Origin of the sequence: uncultured Tateyamaria sp., assembly GCF_947503705.1 — a bacterium.
GTDB lineage: Bacteria > Pseudomonadota > Alphaproteobacteria > Rhodobacterales > Rhodobacteraceae > Tateyamaria.
Genome location: NZ_CANNES010000005.1, coordinates 177007 through 194902, shown reverse-complemented (window position 1 = coordinate 194902; position 17896 = coordinate 177007). Strand labels below are relative to the sequence as shown.

Below are 17896 nucleotides of genomic sequence, written 5' to 3'. Positions count from 1 at the left end.
CTAATGAAGAGACACGGCGCATAGCGCGCCTTCTTCAACCTCCCTGTTGGACTTGGCCGAGCTTCGCGCTCGGCCTTTTTTTTTGCAACACGTATCGGCTCAATCGCGCCCTTCCCCTTGCCAGCGGCACGCACCTGCGTTCAGGCTGCGTCAAAACAGCCAACTCGCAGCCCATAAGGGCCGCTACGGGAAAGTCGCCATGAATAGCATCCAGAATTCGGCCAGGACGATCGCCGCGCAACTCGCCGTCTGCCTCGCCCTTTGCCTGATTTGGGCTGCACCAATCAGCGCGCAATCGCTGGTGCCCCTTGGCGACACAACCGAAGCAACAGCGCCCGCGCTGCCTGATCCCCTGACCGAGGAGGCCGCAAATGCGCTGATCTCCAGGCTCAGCGATACCGAAGTGCGCGCGCTATTGCTGGACCAGTTGAACGCGCAGGCGGTTGAGGAAGATGCCACAGACGAAGGCGTATCCGAGTTCTTTTATCACGCCACCACCGGGGCCTTCACTTCGATCACCCAAGCCGTTGCGCGCCTACCCATTTTGTTCAGCAGGCAGGCCGAGGCTTTTGACAATTTCGGTACGTTCCTCGGCTGGGGCGGGATGGCGCGACTGATGGGCTTTCTGCTTATGGCCATCGCGGGCGGACTTGTGGCGGAGCTAATCTTCCGCCGAGTGACGCGCAAATGGCTGGTCTTGCCCAACGTGATCGAGGCCACGACAACGCTGCGCCAGACGCTGATGAGCTTGCTGGCCCGGCTGACCGGTGAGGTGATCGCGGTCGTTGTCTTTGTGGTCGTGGCCTATGCAATAACCTTCACATTGGTGCCCGAATTCTACCGCCCCTTCATCGGGCTTGTGGGCCCCGCGTTGATTGGTCTTCCGCGGATATCGACGGCGGTGACGCGTTTTTTCATGGCGCCCAACAACCCAGCCTACAGGATCGTGCACACCGATGATGCCACGGCCAAAGGCATGGTTTACCATACGCGTCTCTTTGCCCTGCTTATCGGGTTTTCCTTTGTCATCCTTCCTTTCAACGCAGCTAACGGGGTGCCCATGGGCGAAACCCGGCTGGGCTTTTGGCTGAACCTGGCTGTGCACATCTATGCGGCCATCGTTGTCTGGCGCTACCGCGACGGTCTGATCATGATGATGCGCGGCGCCGACCCCGATGTCAGCCCGATCGAAGAGCGGATCGCACGGGCGTTCCCCATCTTTGGCATCGTGGTGTCCATGGGCACCTGGTGGGTGGTCAATATCGTAGCCAGCTATGGCAATTTTGCATTGCTTGGCTCAGCCCCTCATTACAAAACCATGGTGCTGCTGTTCTTTGCTCCTGCCATGGACACCGCCATTCGAGGCTTGGTGCGCCACCTGTCACCGCCCATGACGGGCGAAGGGCCGATTGCGTTGCGCGCCTTTCACGCCACCAAACGATCCTATATCCGCATTGGCCGTGTCCTGGTCTTTGGCATCGTCTTGGTCACCATCGCCGGTTTCTGGGGGATGACGGCCACCAATATCGCAAGTGCTGGCGTGGGCGAGCGGTTCGCCGCGAACCTGATCGAATTCCTGATGATCATGGCCGTGGGCTATCTCGTTTACGAAGTCGTCTCATTGATTATCAACCGCAAGCTGGCCGCCGAACAGACCGCAGCCGGCGTCGACCCCCATGACGAGGCGATGGGTGGTGGAGACGGCGGCGGGGCCGGTGGTTCAAGGCTCTCGACCGTGCTGCCCCTGATCCTCGGCGTGTCCCAAGCGGCGATCGTGGTGCTGTTCCTTCTCCTTGGGCTCAGCAACATTGGCGTCGATACCACGCCACTTCTGGCGGGTGCTGGTATCGTCGGCCTGGCCATCGGTTTTGGTGCGCAAAAGCTGGTCACCGACGTGGTGTCCGGCATTTTCTTTCTGGTCGATGACGCCTTTCGGACCGGCGAATATGTCGAGGTGGACGGGACCATGGGCACGGTCGAGAAAATCTCGATCCGCTCCATGCAGCTGCGGCACCACAAGGGGCCTGTTCACACGCTGCCATATGGCGAGATTCCAAAAATCACCAACTTCTCGCGCGATTGGGTCATCATGAAGCTGCGCTTTACCGTGCCCTTCGGCACCGACCCCGAAAAGGTGCGCAAGATCTTCAAGAAGATTGGCCAGGAAATGGCCGAGGTCGAGTTGTATAAGGACGATTTTCTCCAGCCCTTCAAATCTCAGGGCGTGTTCGAGTTTGACGATGTGGGCATCGTGATCCGGGGCAAGTTCATGGCCAAACCGGGCACACAGTTCACCCTGCGCAAAGAAATCTACAACCGCGTGAACAAAGCGTTCGAGGAAAACGGCATCGATTTTGCCCGCCGCGAGGTGCGTGTTGCCCTCCCCGGCATGGAAGACGGGTACAAGATGACCGAGGACGAAAAGAAAGCCGTCGCCGCTGCCGCCACCCAAGCCGCACAGGAAATGGCGGATCAGGCCCCAGCCGCCGACAAACCGGGCGACTAGAGGCGCGTCACTGCGCGTCCAACAGTCCCGCCAATCCCGGATGGGGAAATTTACGCGGCAAGGTCACGGCGAAAAACGGCTCCATTATGTCCAGATCAAAGGGCGCGGTCGCCACCAGTCCGCCGGCGACCTCATCCGCCAGCACAACCGTCGGGGCCACGGCGACACCCGCCCCTTCGCGGGCCAAGAGGCGCACCATCGCCATGTCGTCCACGTCCGCCACGATATTGGGCGTGACACCCAAACGTGCCAGAAGGCTGTCGAACCCGGTGCGAATGACACTTTCAGTGGGCAGGATCAGAGGCGCCTGTGTCAGCAGGTCCGGGAGCGTGTCATAGGCCAGCAGGTCAGCTTTGCCATGCAGACGCACCGGTTGCTCCGCGATCCGCTGGGCAGCGAAGGGTAGCGGGGCATCGCTTTGCGGCACTTGGGTTGTGAGAACCACATCCAAAGACAGCTCTGTCAATTCGGCCAGCAAGGTCCGCGTATTTCCTGATTTCAGCACAATCCGCGTCTCACCCGCCGTCAGCAAGGGGCGTAAAAACTGCAACTGAAAGTTCCGCGACAGTGTCGACAAGGCCCCGATGCGCAATGGGGCTATGCCCGCGCCGCGCTGTGCCAGGGTCGCCACCAGTTCCTCACCGGCCCCAAATATCCGCTCAGCATGGTCAAGCGCGATCCGACCTGCTTCGGTCAATACCAAGCTTCTTCCCACGCGGTCAAAGAACGCATGGCCCATCCGTTCTTCCAATTGCTTGATTTGAATGGACAATGCGGATTGGGAAACGTTTAACCTCTCGGCAGCACGGCCCAGATGGCCCTCGACCGCGACTTCCCGAAAGTACCGAAGGTGGTGATAGTTCATCTTACGATCATTCACTTAAACAGAACGAATACAATCAAAATGTATATTTTTCTTTATATTTGACAAGCGATACCTAAGCCTCACACCGCCAGAGGACAGCGTCATGGATATCATCGTCACAATCGCCACTACGATTTTTGAACAGCTTCAAAAGCCCACCCTTTCCTTTTTGATCGGGGGTATGCTGCTTGCCGCATTGGGCAGCAAATTCGAAGTGCCCGAGCCGGTTTACAAGTTCATCGTTATCCTACTCCTGCTCAAAGTGGGCCTGGGCGCAGGTATCTCTGTCCGCGAGGCGGATCTGATCAGTCTTTTGGTGCCGGCTATTGGGGCCGCTATTGTCGGCATCGCAATCGTCGTGCTGGGCAGTTACACCCTGGCACGGCGCAAAGGGGTAAGCCAAGTCGATGGCCTTGCCACTGTGGGTCTCTTTGGCGCGGTCTCGGCCTCAACCCTTGCCGCTTCCATGGCCATGCTTGACGACAGCGGCATTGCCTATGAAGGCTTTATCGGCGCGCTCTATCCCTTCATGGATATTGCCGCCCTGGTGACCGCCATCGTCATGGCCAAGGTCGCCGCGGCACGCAAAACTGCAACGTCCGTCAGTGCCCAAGGCGGCACAATGACCATGGGCGGCGGCGCAGGTGGGATAGGTAGCAATACCGGCCAAGACCCCGTTGTCGAAGAAGGCCTGATCAAAGGCATCCTTGTCGATACGTTCCGCAGCCCCGCCATCTCGGCCCTGCTCATCGGCCTGGCCATCGGCATCTTTGCCCAGCCAGACAGCGTCTACAAAAGCTTTTACGAGCCGCTATTTCGGGGTCTTTTGTCGATCCTGATGCTCATTATGGGGATGGAGGCCTACTCGCGCTTTGCCGAACTGCGCAAAGTGGCTCACGCCTATATTCTTTACGGGATAACGGCGCCGATCATCCACGGGCTCATGGGCTTTGGCGTTGGCCTCATCGCTCACCATCTGACGGGCTTCTCGGCCGGCGGCATCGTGCTCCTTTCGGTGATGGCGGCCTCCAGCTCTGACATCTCGGGCCCGCCCACCATGAGGGGCGCCTTGCCTGAGGCAAATCCGTCAGCCTATGTGGGTACGTCCACCGGCCTAGGCACCCCCATCGCGATCCTGAGCATCCCGCTCTTCATCGCGCTCGCCGAAGCTTTCGTCGGTTGGTGATCCCTTAAATTTATAGACAGGCCCGTCATGTCCCCATGGCGGGTCTTTTCCATTTGATCACTCCTGCCCCGCCCATGGCCTGTATCTGCCCCTTTAACCCCGGCCTCACCTGCATTAGACAGCGCCCCAACAGCGCCCGGGGGACCACCATGCAAGAACCACAGATCACCGAGGAATTGATTGCGAGCCACGGGCTGTCGCCTGATGAATACCAGCGCATCCTTGAGATCATCGGCCGCACGCCCACCTTCACAGAGCTGGGCATTTTTTCGGCGATGTGGAACGAACACTGCTCTTACAAGTCCTCCAAGAAATGGCTCCGCACCCTGCCTACAACCGGGCCCCAAGTGATCTGCGGCCCAGGCGAAAACGCGGGCGTCGTTGACATCGGCGACGGCCAAGCCGTTGTTTTCAAGATGGAAAGCCACAATCACCCCTCCTTTATCGAACCTTATCAGGGGGCGGCGACTGGCGTGGGCGGCATCCTGCGCGACGTCTTCACCATGGGCGCGCGCCCCATCGCAGCCATGAATGCTTTGTCTTTTGGTGAGCCATCCCACCCCAAAACCCGCCAGCTTGTGCATGGTGTTGTTGAGGGTGTCGGCGGCTATGGTAACGCGTTTGGCGTGCCGACCGTGGGGGGCGAGGTGCGTTTTGATCCGGCCTATAATGGCAACTGCCTCGTGAATGCCTTTGCCGCAGGGCTGGCTGATGCTGACAAGATTTTCTACTCCGCTGCTTCCGGCATCGGCATGCCCGTCGTTTATCTGGGGGCCAAAACCGGTCGTGACGGCGTCGGCGGGGCCACCATGGCATCGGCCGAGTTTGACGACACGATCGAGGAAAAACGGCCCACGGTACAAGTCGGCGATCCTTTCACCGAGAAGCGGTTGATGGAAGCCACGCTTGAGCTTATGGCGACCGGCGCCGTGATTTCGATCCAGGACATGGGGGCCGCGGGCCTGACCTGTTCGGCGGTCGAAATGGGCGACAAAGGGGGCCTTGGCGTCAAGCTGAACCTCGACGATGTGCCCGTACGCGAGGCGCAAATGAGTGCCTATGAAATGATGCTTTCGGAGTCTCAGGAACGCATGCTCATGGTTTTGCGCCCCGAACTTGAAGCCGAGGCCAAGGCCGTTTTTGACAAATGGGACCTCGACTTTGCCATCGTGGGCGAAACCATTGCCGAAGACCGCTTTGTCATCGTACACGGCGGCGAGATCAAAGCCGATCTACCGCTCTCAAAACTTTCCTCAGAGGCACCCGAATATGACCGTCCCTGGGTGCCCACACCCGCCGCAGAACCGCTTGGCGACGTGCCAGGCATTGACCCCATAGACGGACTTCGCGCGCTGATCTCCAGCCCGAATTATGCAGCGAAGCAATGGGTCTACGAACAATACGACACGATGGTTATGGCCGACAGTGCCCGTACGCCGGGGCTGGGCAGCGGCGTGATCCGCGTGCATGGTACTGACAAGGCGCTGGCTTTCACGTCCGACGTGACGCCCCGCTATGTAAAGGCCAATCCGGTGATGGGCGGCAAACAAGCGGTGGCCGAAGCCTATCGCAATCTTTGTGCCGTGGGAGCGACGCCGCTGGCGACCACCGATAATATGAACTTCGGAAACCCGGAAAAGCCTGAAATCATGGGACAGTTTGTCGGGGCGATCCAAGGGATCGGTGCCGCCGTCACAGCCCTCGACATGCCTATCGTGTCGGGCAACGTGTCGCTTTACAACGAAACGGACGGCACCGGCATTTTGCCCACGCCAACGATCGGGGCCGTCGGTCTGATCGAAAACGTTGACGATATGATCGGCTGCGATGTGCGCGATGGGCATGTGGCTTTACTCATCGGGGAAACCACCGGCCATCTGGGGCAATCGGCGCTGCTGAGCGAAGTTTTTGGCCGCGCCGAAGGCGACGCGCCGACCGTCGATCTGGAGGCCGAAGCCAAGCACGGTCAGTTCATCCGCGACAACCGGCACCTGATTACCGCTTGCACAGACCTCAGCGATGGCGGGCTCGCGCTCGCGGCGTTTGAACTGGCCGAAGCAGCGGGCGTTGGCCTCGTGCTTGACAGTGGCGATACCGGTTTCCTCTTTGGCGAGGATCAGGCGCGCTATCTCGTGGCGTGCAACTTTGACAAGGCCGAAGCGTTGATGATGGCTGCAGGTCAGGCGGGCGTCCCGATACAATCGGTTGGCAAATTCACGGGCGACACGGTTTGGATGGGCAAAGCCTCCGCCCCGTTGTCTGAGTTGAGTGATGTGTTTCGCGGTACATTTGGTGATACCTTCGCCTGATTGCTTAACGGTTTATCATCCGAAGCAACCGGTCACGATCACCGACGTCATCGCGCCGTGAAATCACCGCCGCCAACTCTTCGAGTGAAGCGATTGAATGGCCTGCGCGAAAGCTGTCTACATGAGGAAGCATCGCGGCAATCCCACGCGCCTTGGGCGCAAATTCGTCCCATCTTAACAATGGGTTGATCCAGATCAGACGGCGTGCTGAAAGGTGCAAGCGCTCCATCTGCTTGGCCAGCGCGTCAGGGTCGTCACGGTCCAGCCCATCGGTGATCAGCAACACAACCGCACCCTGCCCCAGCACCCGGCGCGACCAGTCGCGATTAAAGGCCTCAAGGCACGCTCCGATCCGCGTGCCTCCTTCCCAATCCTGCGCTTCTGCGCCCGCCGCCTTGAGTGCTGCGTCGACATCCCGCTGGCCCAGATGTCGGGTAATATTCGTCAGTCGCGTGCCAAAGGTAAACGCATGGACTCTTGCCCAGCCTGCGCCCTTGGCATTCGATACCGCATGCAGGAAATGCAATACGGCGCGCGAATACTGGCTCATGGAGCCCGAAATATCGCAAAGCACAACAAGGTTCGGATAACGGACCCTGGGTTTCTTCCACTTCAGATCACGCAATTCGCCACCCTGTCGCATGGCTGCTCTAAGGGTGCGCGCCGCATCCACACGACCCGACACCGCCGCACGGGTCCGGCGTGCGGCAATCGGATCAACCGGCAAGGTCATTCGCGCCAGCATCGCCTTGGCCTGTGCCATCTCTGCGGTGCTCATCTGTTCAAAATCCAGGGTTTTCAGCTTTTCGTCAGCGGACATGGTGAGCGAAGCGTCCACCTCAATCTCGGTTCCACCCTCTTCTTCAGGCGTGCTTTGAGGGGCCTCTGCCCCGTCAAGAAGCGCTTCGGCTGCACGCTTCTCTGCTGCTTGCGCGCCGCGATCTTCCTGGACCCCGCGCACCGCAGGAAGCATGGCAGCCATCATATGCTCCAGATAGCGCGGATCACGCCAATAGAGCCGGAACACCTGTGCAAAGACGGTGCGTTGCTCGGGACGCGACACGAAACAGGCGTGCAGTGTCCAGTAGAAATCGCGCCGCTGGGTAAAGCCCGCCGCCTCAACTGCGCGGATGGCGTCGATCACCCGGCCCGGCCCGATGGGGATGCCCGCCCGTCTAAGCGCGCGCGCAAAATGCGTGATATTGCCCGCAAGTTTGGGGTCGTCCGGCAATTCGAGCGGTGCATATTCTGGCATCTGTCGTACCGGGGGGTCAGCCCCCGGCCCCCGGGATTTTTTTGAGTACAGAGAAGGATCTAGGCGGGCTCCAGCGAAGCCTTGGCCTCATCCAGAATGCGTTTGGCTTCGGACCCATGCAGTTTTTGGATATCGTCCTGATACTTCAGGATTGCGCCCAGCGTGTCGGCGATAACCTCGGGGCTGAGCGTAATGACATCGAGTGCAAGCAGACACTTGGCCCAGTCGATGGTTTCGGCGACCCCGGGTTTCTTGAACAAGTCCTCGGTCCGCAAACGTTGGACAAAGGCCACCACCTCGCGGCTCAACGTTGCGGCAGCCGCGGGCGCGCGAGCCGTCAAAATCTCCATCTCCCGGTCGAAACCGGGATAGTCGACCCAATGATATAGACAGCGCCGCTTGAGCGCATCATGCACCTCGCGGGTCCGGTTGGAGGTCACGATGACGATGGGTGGTTCTGGCGCGTTGATTGTGCCCAGTTCGGGGATTGTGACCTGAAAGTCGCTCAGCGCTTCCAGCAAGAAGGCCTCGAACGGCTCGTCGGTGCGGTCCAGCTCGTCGATCAGCAAAACGGGCGCGCCGTTTTCATCCGGGCGCATGGCCTGCAACAAGGGCCGTTCGATCAGGTACTCATCCGAGAAAAGCTCGGTCTGGAGCGCGCCGCGTTCCGCACCGCCCGTGGCCTCGGCCGTGCGGATTGCGACCATCTGAGCGGGGAAATTCCATTCGTAAACCGCAGAGGATGCATCCAGCCCCTCGTAGCACTGCAACCGGATCAACCGACGGCCAAGACCTGCGGCCAGCGCCTTGGCGATCTCGGTCTTGCCTACGCCCGCTTCGCCCTCAAGAAACAGGGGCCGACCGAGCGACAAGCTGAGAAACACAACCGTACCAAGCGCCCGGTCACAGACATAGCCTTGTCCTGCCAACATCTCTTGGACCGCATCAATCGACGACACATCTTGCATGAATTCGTTCCCCTTGCCCGTGACCAACCTGCATCGCAGGGCGCTGGCGTCAAGGGCTGTGGCCCATGGTCGTTGACGTGATTCGCGTAGGCTGGCATGATGTTAACGATAGAAAAAGAGGTCATGGGGCACAAAAGCACCCGGACCCAGCAGAGGCGATGGCGGATGGAACCCAACCCAAAGGCGGGCGTGTAATGCGCATTACGGCTGTCACTTGTGTGAAGAACGAGGGGCCGTTCCTGTTGGAATGGATCGCCTTCAACCGTCTGATCGGGGTGACCGACCACCTGTTTTATTCCAATGATTGCAGTGACGGCACCGATGATTTGCTGGATGCGCTGGCCGCGCGCGGCCTTTGCCAGCATCTGCCCAACCCAGCACAAGGTCGTAATTACCAGATGGAAGCGCTGAAGGATTCGCGCCGCCATGACATCGTCACCACCGCCGATTGGGTCTGGATCGCGGATGTGGACGAGTTCTTGAACATTCATGTAGGTGATCACACGATCCCCGCCCTGATCGACGCTTGCGGCAATCCCCAGGCGATTTCAGTGAACTTTCAGTTTTTTGCCAATGACGGCACTGAGGGGTTCGAGGATCGGCCCGTCATTGAGCAGTTTACCAAATCACACAACCCCGACATCTGGTGCGGCGAGGCCGCGATAGAGGTCAAATCGCTGATGCGCCATGACTTTCCGTTGAAATACTTTGGCGCGCACCGGCCCTTTGCCAAGGGCAAGGAACGTCCCGAATGGACGGACGGATCAGGCCGCAAGGTGCCCCACAAATTCCTCGTGGCTGCCAACCCGCGCCGTTTACGCCGCTTTCCGGCCCATGGGGCTCGAGAATTGGCAACGCTGAACCACTATGCCCTGCGTTCTCTCGACAGCTATCTGGTCAAGAATGACCGGGGCGACGTGAACCGCGAACACCGGGCCTTTGACGACACATATTGGCGCGAACGCAATGATCCTGCTTGGGAGGATATATCGATTGCGCGCTATCTGCCCGATCTGAAAAAAGCCTTGGCTGAGCTGAAGAAAGACAAAGAGATCAAGGCGCTGCATGACGAGGCCGTCAAACGTCACCTCGCCAAACGGGATGAATTGTTGGCCCAGCCTGAATATCAGCAGATGCAGGCGCAACTGCGCACCGTCTCCACCCTGCCGCCACAGGAAGAAGCGCTGTTGGTCGAATTGGGTCTGATGGAGCCTGCGGCATGAGCCTGCGTGTGGTGAATTTGGGCTTGCCCAAGACGGGCACGACGACGCTGGCACGGGCCTTGCGTCGGTCGGGTATGCCTGTGGCAGATCACCGTATACGCGCAAAACAGACGGACAAGACTGAGTTGCACGGGGCTTTTGTGGCTGACCTGCTCTATCGCGGGTTTTACGAGACGGGCGACCCTGGCGCCTACCTCACTGATTTTGAAGCGATTTCCGAAATGAGTGTGCTGCGCGAAGGTCGCTCGCTCTGGCCGCAGATGGACTTTGCGTTGATAGATGCGATCCGCACGCATCATCCGGACGTGAAATTCATGGCCTCAAATCGCGACCCTTTTGCGCTGTCGCAATCTATGTTGGCCTGGTCCGATCTGGGCACAGCGCGTTTGCCCGGAGCCAACGTGCCGGGTCTGCCCGAAGGGTATGGCGAAACCAGCGCCGAACGGATTCGTTGGATCAATGGTCATTACGCACATCTGCGCGCCCTTTTTGCAGGCGACGACAGTTTTCTGGAATATGACGTTGCTGACCCCGCCGCCCGCGACCTTATCAGTGGATTTCTGGAAATTCCCATCCAGTGGTGGGGCAAAACAAATGTGAACAAGTTGAACGAGGTTGCGTGATGAAAATCCACCTGCATATCGGTTTGGAACAGGTGGGGGCCGACCGGCTTCAATCCGTGCTGGCACTCAAGCGCGAGCAATTGCTGACCAAAGGCATCCTTTTCGCGCGCAGCCCGGGAAACAAGAATCATACACGATTGTATATGGCCGTGACCGATCCTGGGCACATTGATCCGCTCCGCTATAATCGTGGCTTTATCACACGGCAAAAGCAGGAAAGTCTGCAAAAGCAGGTGGCCGAAGGGCTGGCGAAAGAAGTTGCACAGCATAGCCCTGATCACCTGATCCTCTCAGCTTCGCAATTAGGGGTGAGCCTGTTTTCGCAATCGGAGTTGGAACGGTTGCGAGATTTGTTAACCCCTCTATCCGATGACATTCGGATCGTTGCCCATATTGATGAACCTGCGCGCCTTTTGGCCCGCCACTACGCGGAACAGATCATGGAGGGGCGCGCCACCCCGCTTGATCAGGAACTGGCTTTGGCGGGGAGCAAAACCTGGTGGGACGACGCTTTGCAACGGGCCCCGATCATAAACCCACAAGCTGGCGTGTTTATCGAAACGCAAAGCCCTTTGTTCTGGCTGGACTTTGCAGCCCTTGAGGCCCTTTGGAACGGCGTCTTTGGCGCTGGCGCGGTGACCTTTCGGGCCTTTGATGCCGAGGCGTTTGGTTCCGAAACTGTCACACAAGAGCTTCGCGAGGCGTTCCAGATCGAACATGCCATTGGCAAAGCCGCTCCGCTTCCGCCCTATCGCGAACCGTCTGCCGCTTGGCTGGCCCGGGGAAGACAGCTCAACGCGCTTTTGCTCCAGGTCATGGCATCAGAGAAACGGGTGCTGCCGCGGCAACTCTGGCGATCTTTCGTGGGTGAAATAAAGGTCGACGGCGACCCGATTGATCCCGCCAGCCTTTCAGCCATCTCCAAAACATTCGCCACCAATAACAAAGCTATCGCGAAGGTCCATGACCTCCCCACCGAACTGTTCAAAGCGCCCCGCGCCAAAAAGGCCTGGGTCGAGGCCGATCCAACAAAAGGATTTCGCGCATCGCAATATCTGCTGGGCTTCATGTGGCGTATCGACAAGGCCACAAAGGAAGAACGCCGGTACAAGGTTGCCGATCTTGAGGTCATGAATGGACGCAGCACCCCTGCCCCAGTGGCTGCGAAACAAGACGGGCTAAGCGACGCCGCCCGCGCGTTGATGCCACAAACGGCGATCGAGCATTTTCACAAATTGCGCACCTCTTCCTTTGCCCCGCACAACAAACTGGGCGCTGTGAACGAGGAAGAACTGGCCGCCGCTTACACGCCAATCAAACCCCGCGACTTGCCCGAGGGTTCCAGCGGCAATGTCATCGTGGGCTGCATGAAAAACGAGGCGCCCTATATCGTCGAGTGGGTCGCTTATCACCGTGCTATGGGTGTCGACAATTTCCTGATCTACACCAACGGCTGCGAGGACGGGACGTCCGAGATTCTGGACCGTCTGCAGGAAATGGGCGTGATCCAGCACCGCAACAACGACAACTGGAAGGGCAATTCGCCCCAGCAATATGCGCTGAACCAGTCGCTCAAGGAACCACTGATCAAGAATGCCGATTGGATCATCCATATCGACGTGGATGAATTCATGAATGTACGCACCGGAAACGGGACGTTGCAGGATTTCTTTGACGCGGTGCCAGATGCTACCAATGTGGCGATGACCTGGCGACTTTTCGGGCACAACGGGGTGACCGATTTGAAAGACGACTTCGTCATTGACCAGTTTGATCACTGCGCCCCGAAATTTTGTCCCAAGCCGCACACGGTCTGGGGCTTCAAGACCATGTTCAAGAACATCGGCGCCTACGAAAAGATCAGTTGCCACCGCCCAAACAAGCTTGATCCCAAGTTTTCCAACAAAGTGCGCTGGGTGAATGGTTCTGGCAAGGATATGACCAAAGAGGTCGCCGAAAATGGCTGGAGAAGTTCGAAAAAGTCAATTGGCTACGATCTGCTTCAGCTGAATCACTACGCTTTGCGCTCTGCCGAGAGCTTTCTGATCAAGCGGCAAAGGGGGCGCGCGCTGCATGTGGATCGCTCCATCGGGATAAACTACTGGATCCGCATGGATTGGTCAGATTTCCGCGACATCACGATCAAACGCAACCTGCCGCGCATGCGGGCGGAATACGAGGCGCTTATGGCTGATGACACCTTGCGCGGTTGGCACGAAAAGGGCCTCGCCTGGCATCGTGCCAAGGCGGATGAATTGCACGCCAACCCCGAATTCAAAGACCTGTATGAACAGGCCCTCAAGGTCAAATTGACCGAGACCGAGCGGGTGGCCTATGCCCTCGCCCTTGACATGGAGAGTTGATATGGATGGCAGTACTTCAATTGATCCAACAGGTTACATCAAATCACGTGGCCTGAAGTTCCCCAAGGACGGCACCTATCTCACCGGAAAGGTGCGCGGTTTGCTGCGCGAAAACGGGTACGAGCGTGACCTGACCGCCGCCGCCCTCAAGGCAACGCGCGCTGGCGACACCGTTCTGGATCTGGGCTGTGGCCTCGGCTTTGTCGCGGGCATGCTGGCCAAGCGACGCGATGTTGCAGCCATCCACGGCTATGACGGCAACGCAACCCTTCTGACTTACGCCGAGGCGATGTTGGCCACCAATGGCATCGACGGCGTCACGCTGAACCACGCGGTCCTGGGCAAGCGAAAATCGACCGTTCCATTTTATGTGCGTGCCCCTTTTGCCGCTTCGTCCCTCACCCCGATTGAAGGCGAAGAGGCGACAGAAACGACTGTCGAAATGTTGAACATGAAAACCACTTTGACGGCGCTCAAACCGACCGTGATTATCTGCGACATCGAAGGGGGCGAGGCTGACCTGCTTGACGGCGCGGACCTCAAAGGCGTGCGACAGGTCGTGGTCAAATTGCACCCGGCCCATATCGGGCATGAAGGTATGCTCAAGGTGTTCGACGCAACGGCCAAAGCGGGGCTTGCCTATGATCCGCGTCTGAGCGCGGGCCGCATCGTTGGTTTTGGCACCGCGTGAACATCCTAGCAATTTTGTGTGTGCGCAACGAAGGGGCCTTCCTGATGGACTGGTTGGCCCATCACAAGGCCTGTGGTTTTACGGATTTCCTAGTTTTTTCCAATGACTGCCAGGACGGCAGCGACGATATGCTCGACGCGCTGGCCGCCGATGGTCATCTGACACACGTGCGCAATGATGGCCCCTACGACAAGGGCGGTATCCAATTCACAGCCCTGAAAATGGCCGCCAAAATGGATGTCGTGAAATCCGCCGACTGGATCCTGCCCATTGATGTCGATGAATTCGTCAATATCCATGCGGGCGATGGCACCGTGTCTGATCTTATGGCTGCTCTCCCCCAGGCAACCGCAATCACGCTGACCTGGCGGCTGTTTGGCAATGACGGGCAAGTCCGTTTTGTCGACGCGCCGCCAACCCAGACCTTTACCCGTGCCGCCCCTCAGGTCATGCATTGGCCATGGCGGGCCGCGATGTTCAAAACGCTTTATCGCAACGACGGCACGTATCGCAAACCCGGCGTTCACCGCCCCCGCGACACGGTTGAGGATCGGCTGCCTGACGCGCGCTGGTTCGATGGCGAGGGCCGAGAGCTCGATGAGCAATTCAAAACCCGGCGCATCTTTTCCAACTTTGGCCGCTCCAACTATGCCTTGGCGCAGCTCAATCACTATCCGTTGGGCACGATGGAGAGCTATGTTCTCAAGGCGGATCGGGGCCGTGCCGTGCATTCGGAGGACTTGTTGGGCCTTGATTATTGGGTCGAGCGGAATTGGAACACTGAAGAAGACACGTCAATCCACCGTATGTCCGAACGCAGCAAGATGGCGCTGCAAGGATTGGCAAGTCCACGTATCCAGACCCTGCACGATCAGGCAGTGGAGTGGCGTAAGAGGCGGTTTGACACGCTGATGCAGCAAGAACCCTATCGCGCGCTTTTTGGGCGCTTGCTCATGACCCCGACCTCGCGACCGGTCCCTGAAAAAGCTGCGCAGTTCATGGTCAGATACGCAAATCTCGCACGGCAACAGGCGCAATAGTCGCTCAAATTTTCCCTAATTCTGCCGCAATACGCCGATAGAGCCATCCTAAACCCATGTCTCAGACGCGTGGGAGAGTAAGGATATGTCGATGCAGGACACGTTTAACGATTTCGAGGCTGATCTGGCCGATCTGACCAAGCGCGAATGGCTAACCCGGCTTGCGGGTGTCGCGCAGGCGCATGGGTTTTTCCAACCTCTTGGCAAACGTCATTTCGCGGCCCACGTGCGCCGCGGCAGCACCCTTTTGGTCACCTTCGAAAGCATTCAGGGCATGCGCGCCCTGACCGAGAGCGCAGAGCCGCTGGGTTGGCAAATGGTGCGCGACAATGATTGGTCGCATCTATGTCTGGCCAGTGATGGCGATACCTGGTTTCGCGATCCCAAGGTCATCGGCCTTTTTGATCACATGATCGACGACGGCTTTTTTGACGATTTCGAGACAATCCTGTTTTACGGCGCGGGCCCCTGCGGCTACGCCGCCGCTGCGTTTTCTGTGGCCGCGCCCGGCGCGCGTGTGCTGGCGATCCAACCCCAGGCCACGCTTGATCCACGCGTAACCGAATGGGACGATCGCTTTGTCGAAATGCGGCGCAAGAATTTCACCGATCGCTATGGCTATGCGCCCGATATGCTAGACGCATGCGACGCGGCCTTTGTGATCTATGACCCTGCGGAGACGCTGGATGCAATGCACGCGGCCCTCTTTACCCGCCCCGGCGTGACCAAATTGCGGATGCGGTTCATGGGCGACGCGATCCAGCGTGATTTGATGGCGATGGGCCAGCTCTATTCGCTGCTCGACGCAATGGCTGAGGATGCGCTGACGGTCGAAAGTTTTGCCCGCATGCACCGTGCACGGCGGTCCCACCCCCCTTATCTGCGTCGCCTGATGGCGGCGCTTGATGGGCAAGAACGCATCGATATGGTCGAGGTCATGGCGCGCAACATCACCAGCCGGATGAAGGCCCCCCGCTTTCAGCGCCGACTGGCCGAGATCGAAGCAGCCCGCACAACCCCGGCAGAGGACTAGCCACCGCCCCGCGCTCCGTGCTAACGGGCGGCCATGACAACAATCACCCTCGCCCGCCCCGACGATTGGCACCTGCATTTGCGCGATGGCGCCATGATGCGCGCCGTTCTGCCCCACAGTGCCGCGCATTTCGCTCGCGCCATCATCATGCCGAACCTGGTGCCGCCTGTGGTCACCAGCGCGCAAGCAAAGGCCTATCGCGATCGGATCATGGCGGCGCTGCCCGAGGGCATGGATTTCGAGCCTCTGATGACGCTCTATCTGACCGAAGATACGGATCCAAATGACGTGGCAGCCGCCCACGCCAGCGGGCTGGTCAAGGCGGTCAAGCTTTACCCTGCCGGGGCCACCACGAACTCCGCCTCGGGCGTGGCCAATTTTGACGCGGTGCGCCCGACGCTTGAACGGATGGCCGAGATCGGCCTGCCGCTTTGCGTACATGGCGAGGTGACAGACCATGACATAGACATCTTCGACCGTGAGGCCGTGTTCATCGACCGCGTGCTCGACCCGATCCGGCGGGCGACGCCGGGTCTGCGGGTCGTGATGGAACATATAACAACATCCAATGCCGTCGACTACGCGCGTGCCCAAGACGGCACGCTAGGGGCAACGATCACAACCCACCACCTTGTGATCAATCGTAATCATATCCTCGCAGGGGGCATCAAACCGCATTACTATTGCCTGCCCGTGGCCAAACGCGAGGAACACCGCCTCGCCCTGCGGAACGCCGCGACGTCGGGCGAAGCCCGGTTCTTCCTTGGCACCGACAGCGCGCCGCACACGGATGCGAACAAGCTGCTGCCCTGTGGCTGCGCGGGCTGCTTCACTGCGCCCAACACCATGTCGATCCTGGCCCAAGTGTTCGAAGAAGACGGCGCATTGGACAAACTGGAAGGGTTCACCTCGAAAAACGGTCCAGCCTTCTATGGGCTGCCCGTCAATACCAGCACGATCACCTTGACCAAAATACCGCCCACGTTCCCGCCACATGTGGACAGCGACGATGGCCCCGTCACCGTCTTTGACCCCGGCTTTGATCTCACTTGGTCCGTCCAATAACGTCTTTTCTGTCCTAAAAAATCCCCGCCGGAGGCTCCCATATCCTCCACCCGCGAATCCAATCGAAAGTCACGCCGATGATCCCCACAAGCTTCCCAACCCAAGACGAAATGGCGCGGCTCACCGCCCGTATGCTTTTGGAAATCAAAGCGGTGCATTTCAACGCGGCCGAGCCATTTACGCTCGCCTCGGGCTTGCCCAGCCCAACCTATATCGATTGCCGCAAGCTGATCTCATATCCCCGGATCCGCACTACGCTGATGGATTTCCTCACAGTCACGGTGATGCGCAACGCGGGCTTTGAGGCCTTTGACAACATCGCCGGCGGCGAAACGGCGGGCATCCCCTTTGGTGCTCTGGTCGCCGAGCGTATGGCATTGCCGATGAGTTATGTCCGCAAAAAGCCCAAAGGCTACGGCCGCAACGCCAGGATTGAGGGCGAAATGAGCGAAGGGCAGCGCGTGCTGCTGGTCGAGGATCTGACAACCGATGGCGGCTCCAAGATCAGCTTTGTGGATGCGATCCGTGAGACGGGTGCGACCTGCGGGCATACAGCTGTCATCTTTTACTACGACATCTTTCCAGAGACGGAAAAAACACTTGGCGATCATGGGGTGCAACTGCACCATCTGTGCACATGGTGGGATGTTCTGGCCGAAGCACGCGCCACAGAGGCCTTTGACGAGGCGACACTGTCCGGGGTCGAAGAGTTCCTGCGCGACCCACGGGGTTGGCAAGCCGCCCGAAATTGACTGGTTGGGCAGTTTTT

General features: G+C 58.9%; 14 protein-coding genes. 11 read left to right on the top strand and 3 right to left on the bottom strand.

What is annotated here, in order from left to right; translation table 11 throughout:
* Positions 1-199 precede the first annotated feature (199 nt).
* Complete coding sequence (locus Q1A44_RS13320) at positions 200-2506, top strand: mechanosensitive ion channel family protein (protein WP_299625825.1); 2307 nt, start codon at positions 200-202, stop codon at positions 2504-2506.
* 7 nt (positions 2507-2513) lie between these two features.
* On the opposite strand, the gene Q1A44_RS13315 is transcribed toward Q1A44_RS13320, so the two are convergent.
* Positions 2514-3371, bottom strand: coding sequence for a LysR family transcriptional regulator (locus tag Q1A44_RS13315; RefSeq protein ID WP_299625822.1), 858 nt, complete (start codon positions 3369-3371; stop codon positions 2514-2516).
* Positions 3372-3474: 103 nt separating this feature from the next.
* Here Q1A44_RS13315 and Q1A44_RS13310 point away from each other — a divergent pair, with 103 nt between their 5' ends.
* Together Q1A44_RS13310 and purL are read left to right on the top strand one after the other, a co-directional pair.
* Complete coding sequence (locus tag Q1A44_RS13310; RefSeq protein ID WP_299625819.1) at positions 3475-4557, top strand: sodium-dependent bicarbonate transport family permease; 1083 nt, start codon at positions 3475-3477, stop codon at positions 4555-4557.
* 149 nt (positions 4558-4706) lie between these two features.
* Positions 4707-6866, top strand: coding sequence for a phosphoribosylformylglycinamidine synthase subunit PurL (gene purL, locus Q1A44_RS13305; protein WP_299625816.1), 2160 nt, complete (start codon positions 4707-4709; stop codon positions 6864-6866).
* 4 nt (positions 6867-6870) lie between these two features.
* On the opposite strand, the gene Q1A44_RS13300 is transcribed toward purL, so the two are convergent.
* Together Q1A44_RS13300 and Q1A44_RS13295 are read right to left on the bottom strand one after the other, a co-directional pair.
* A complete protein-coding gene (locus Q1A44_RS13300; RefSeq protein WP_299625813.1) occupies positions 6871-8121 on the bottom strand; it encodes a VWA domain-containing protein in 1251 nt (416 codons plus the stop codon).
* 59 nt (positions 8122-8180) lie between these two features.
* Positions 8181-9089, bottom strand: a complete 909-nt coding sequence (locus tag Q1A44_RS13295) for a MoxR family ATPase (protein WP_299625810.1) — start codon at positions 9087-9089, stop codon at positions 8181-8183.
* 194 nt (positions 9090-9283) lie between these two features.
* Here Q1A44_RS13295 and Q1A44_RS13290 point away from each other — a divergent pair, with 194 nt between their 5' ends.
* The 8 genes from Q1A44_RS13290 to Q1A44_RS13255 all read left to right on the top strand — a co-directional run bounded on the left by Q1A44_RS13290 (position 9284) and on the right by Q1A44_RS13255 (position 17879).
* A complete protein-coding gene (locus tag Q1A44_RS13290; protein WP_299625806.1) occupies positions 9284-10312 on the top strand; it encodes a glycosyltransferase family 2 protein in 1029 nt (342 codons plus the stop codon).
* Positions 10309-10935 carry a hypothetical protein gene (locus Q1A44_RS13285; protein WP_299625804.1) on the top strand — a complete coding sequence of 209 codons (627 nt, stop codon included), beginning with the start codon at positions 10309-10311 and terminating at the stop codon, positions 10933-10935. Before Q1A44_RS13290 ends, Q1A44_RS13285 begins: the two co-directional genes overlap by 4 nt.
* Positions 10935-13298, top strand: coding sequence for a glycosyltransferase family 2 protein (locus Q1A44_RS13280; protein WP_299625801.1), 2364 nt, complete (start codon positions 10935-10937; stop codon positions 13296-13298). Before Q1A44_RS13285 ends, Q1A44_RS13280 begins: the two co-directional genes overlap by 1 nt.
* A 1-nt stretch (position 13299) precedes the next feature.
* Positions 13300-13989 (top strand): FkbM family methyltransferase, encoded by a 690-nt coding sequence (locus tag Q1A44_RS13275; RefSeq protein ID WP_299625797.1) that lies wholly within the window; start codon positions 13300-13302, stop codon positions 13987-13989.
* Entirely contained in the window at positions 13986-15029 is a 1044-nt protein-coding gene (locus Q1A44_RS13270; protein WP_299625794.1) for a glycosyltransferase family 2 protein, read from the top strand. The genes Q1A44_RS13275 and Q1A44_RS13270 overlap by 4 nt, the downstream gene beginning before the upstream one ends.
* Before the next feature lie 91 nt (positions 15030-15120).
* Entirely contained in the window at positions 15121-16062 is a 942-nt protein-coding gene (locus tag Q1A44_RS13265) for a phosphoadenosine phosphosulfate reductase (protein WP_299625791.1), read from the top strand.
* Positions 16063-16095: 33 nt separating this feature from the next.
* Positions 16096-17127, top strand: a complete 1032-nt coding sequence (gene pyrC / locus Q1A44_RS13260) for a dihydroorotase (protein ID WP_299625788.1) — start codon at positions 16096-16098, stop codon at positions 17125-17127.
* A gap of 77 nt (positions 17128-17204) precedes the next feature.
* On the top strand, positions 17205-17879 hold the full coding sequence (locus Q1A44_RS13255; protein WP_299625785.1) for an orotate phosphoribosyltransferase: 675 nt from the start codon (positions 17205-17207) through the stop codon (positions 17877-17879).
* Positions 17880-17896: the final 17 nt, after the last annotated feature.

Coding starts and splice junctions, on each gene's coding strand:
- Q1A44_RS13320 (WP_299625825.1), top strand. CDS start 200: ATGAATAGCATCCAGAATTCGGCCAGGACGATCGCCGCGCAACTCGCC.
- Q1A44_RS13315 (WP_299625822.1), bottom strand. CDS start 3,371: ATGAACTATCACCACCTTCGGTACTTTCGGGAAGTCGCGGTCGAGGGC.
- Q1A44_RS13310 (WP_299625819.1), top strand. CDS start 3,475: ATGGATATCATCGTCACAATCGCCACTACGATTTTTGAACAGCTTCAA.
- purL (WP_299625816.1), top strand. CDS start 4,707: ATGCAAGAACCACAGATCACCGAGGAATTGATTGCGAGCCACGGGCTG.
- Q1A44_RS13300 (WP_299625813.1), bottom strand. CDS start 8,121: ATGCCAGAATATGCACCGCTCGAATTGCCGGACGACCCCAAACTTGCG.
- Q1A44_RS13295 (WP_299625810.1), bottom strand. CDS start 9,089: ATGCAAGATGTGTCGTCGATTGATGCGGTCCAAGAGATGTTGGCAGGA.
- Q1A44_RS13290 (WP_299625806.1), top strand. CDS start 9,284: ATGCGCATTACGGCTGTCACTTGTGTGAAGAACGAGGGGCCGTTCCTG.
- Q1A44_RS13285 (WP_299625804.1), top strand. CDS start 10,309: ATGAGCCTGCGTGTGGTGAATTTGGGCTTGCCCAAGACGGGCACGACG.
- Q1A44_RS13280 (WP_299625801.1), top strand. CDS start 10,935: ATGAAAATCCACCTGCATATCGGTTTGGAACAGGTGGGGGCCGACCGG.
- Q1A44_RS13275 (WP_299625797.1), top strand. CDS start 13,300: ATGGATGGCAGTACTTCAATTGATCCAACAGGTTACATCAAATCACGT.
- Q1A44_RS13265 (WP_299625791.1), top strand. CDS start 15,121: ATGCAGGACACGTTTAACGATTTCGAGGCTGATCTGGCCGATCTGACC.
- pyrC (WP_299625788.1), top strand. CDS start 16,096: ATGACAACAATCACCCTCGCCCGCCCCGACGATTGGCACCTGCATTTG.
- Q1A44_RS13255 (WP_299625785.1), top strand. CDS start 17,205: ATGATCCCCACAAGCTTCCCAACCCAAGACGAAATGGCGCGGCTCACC.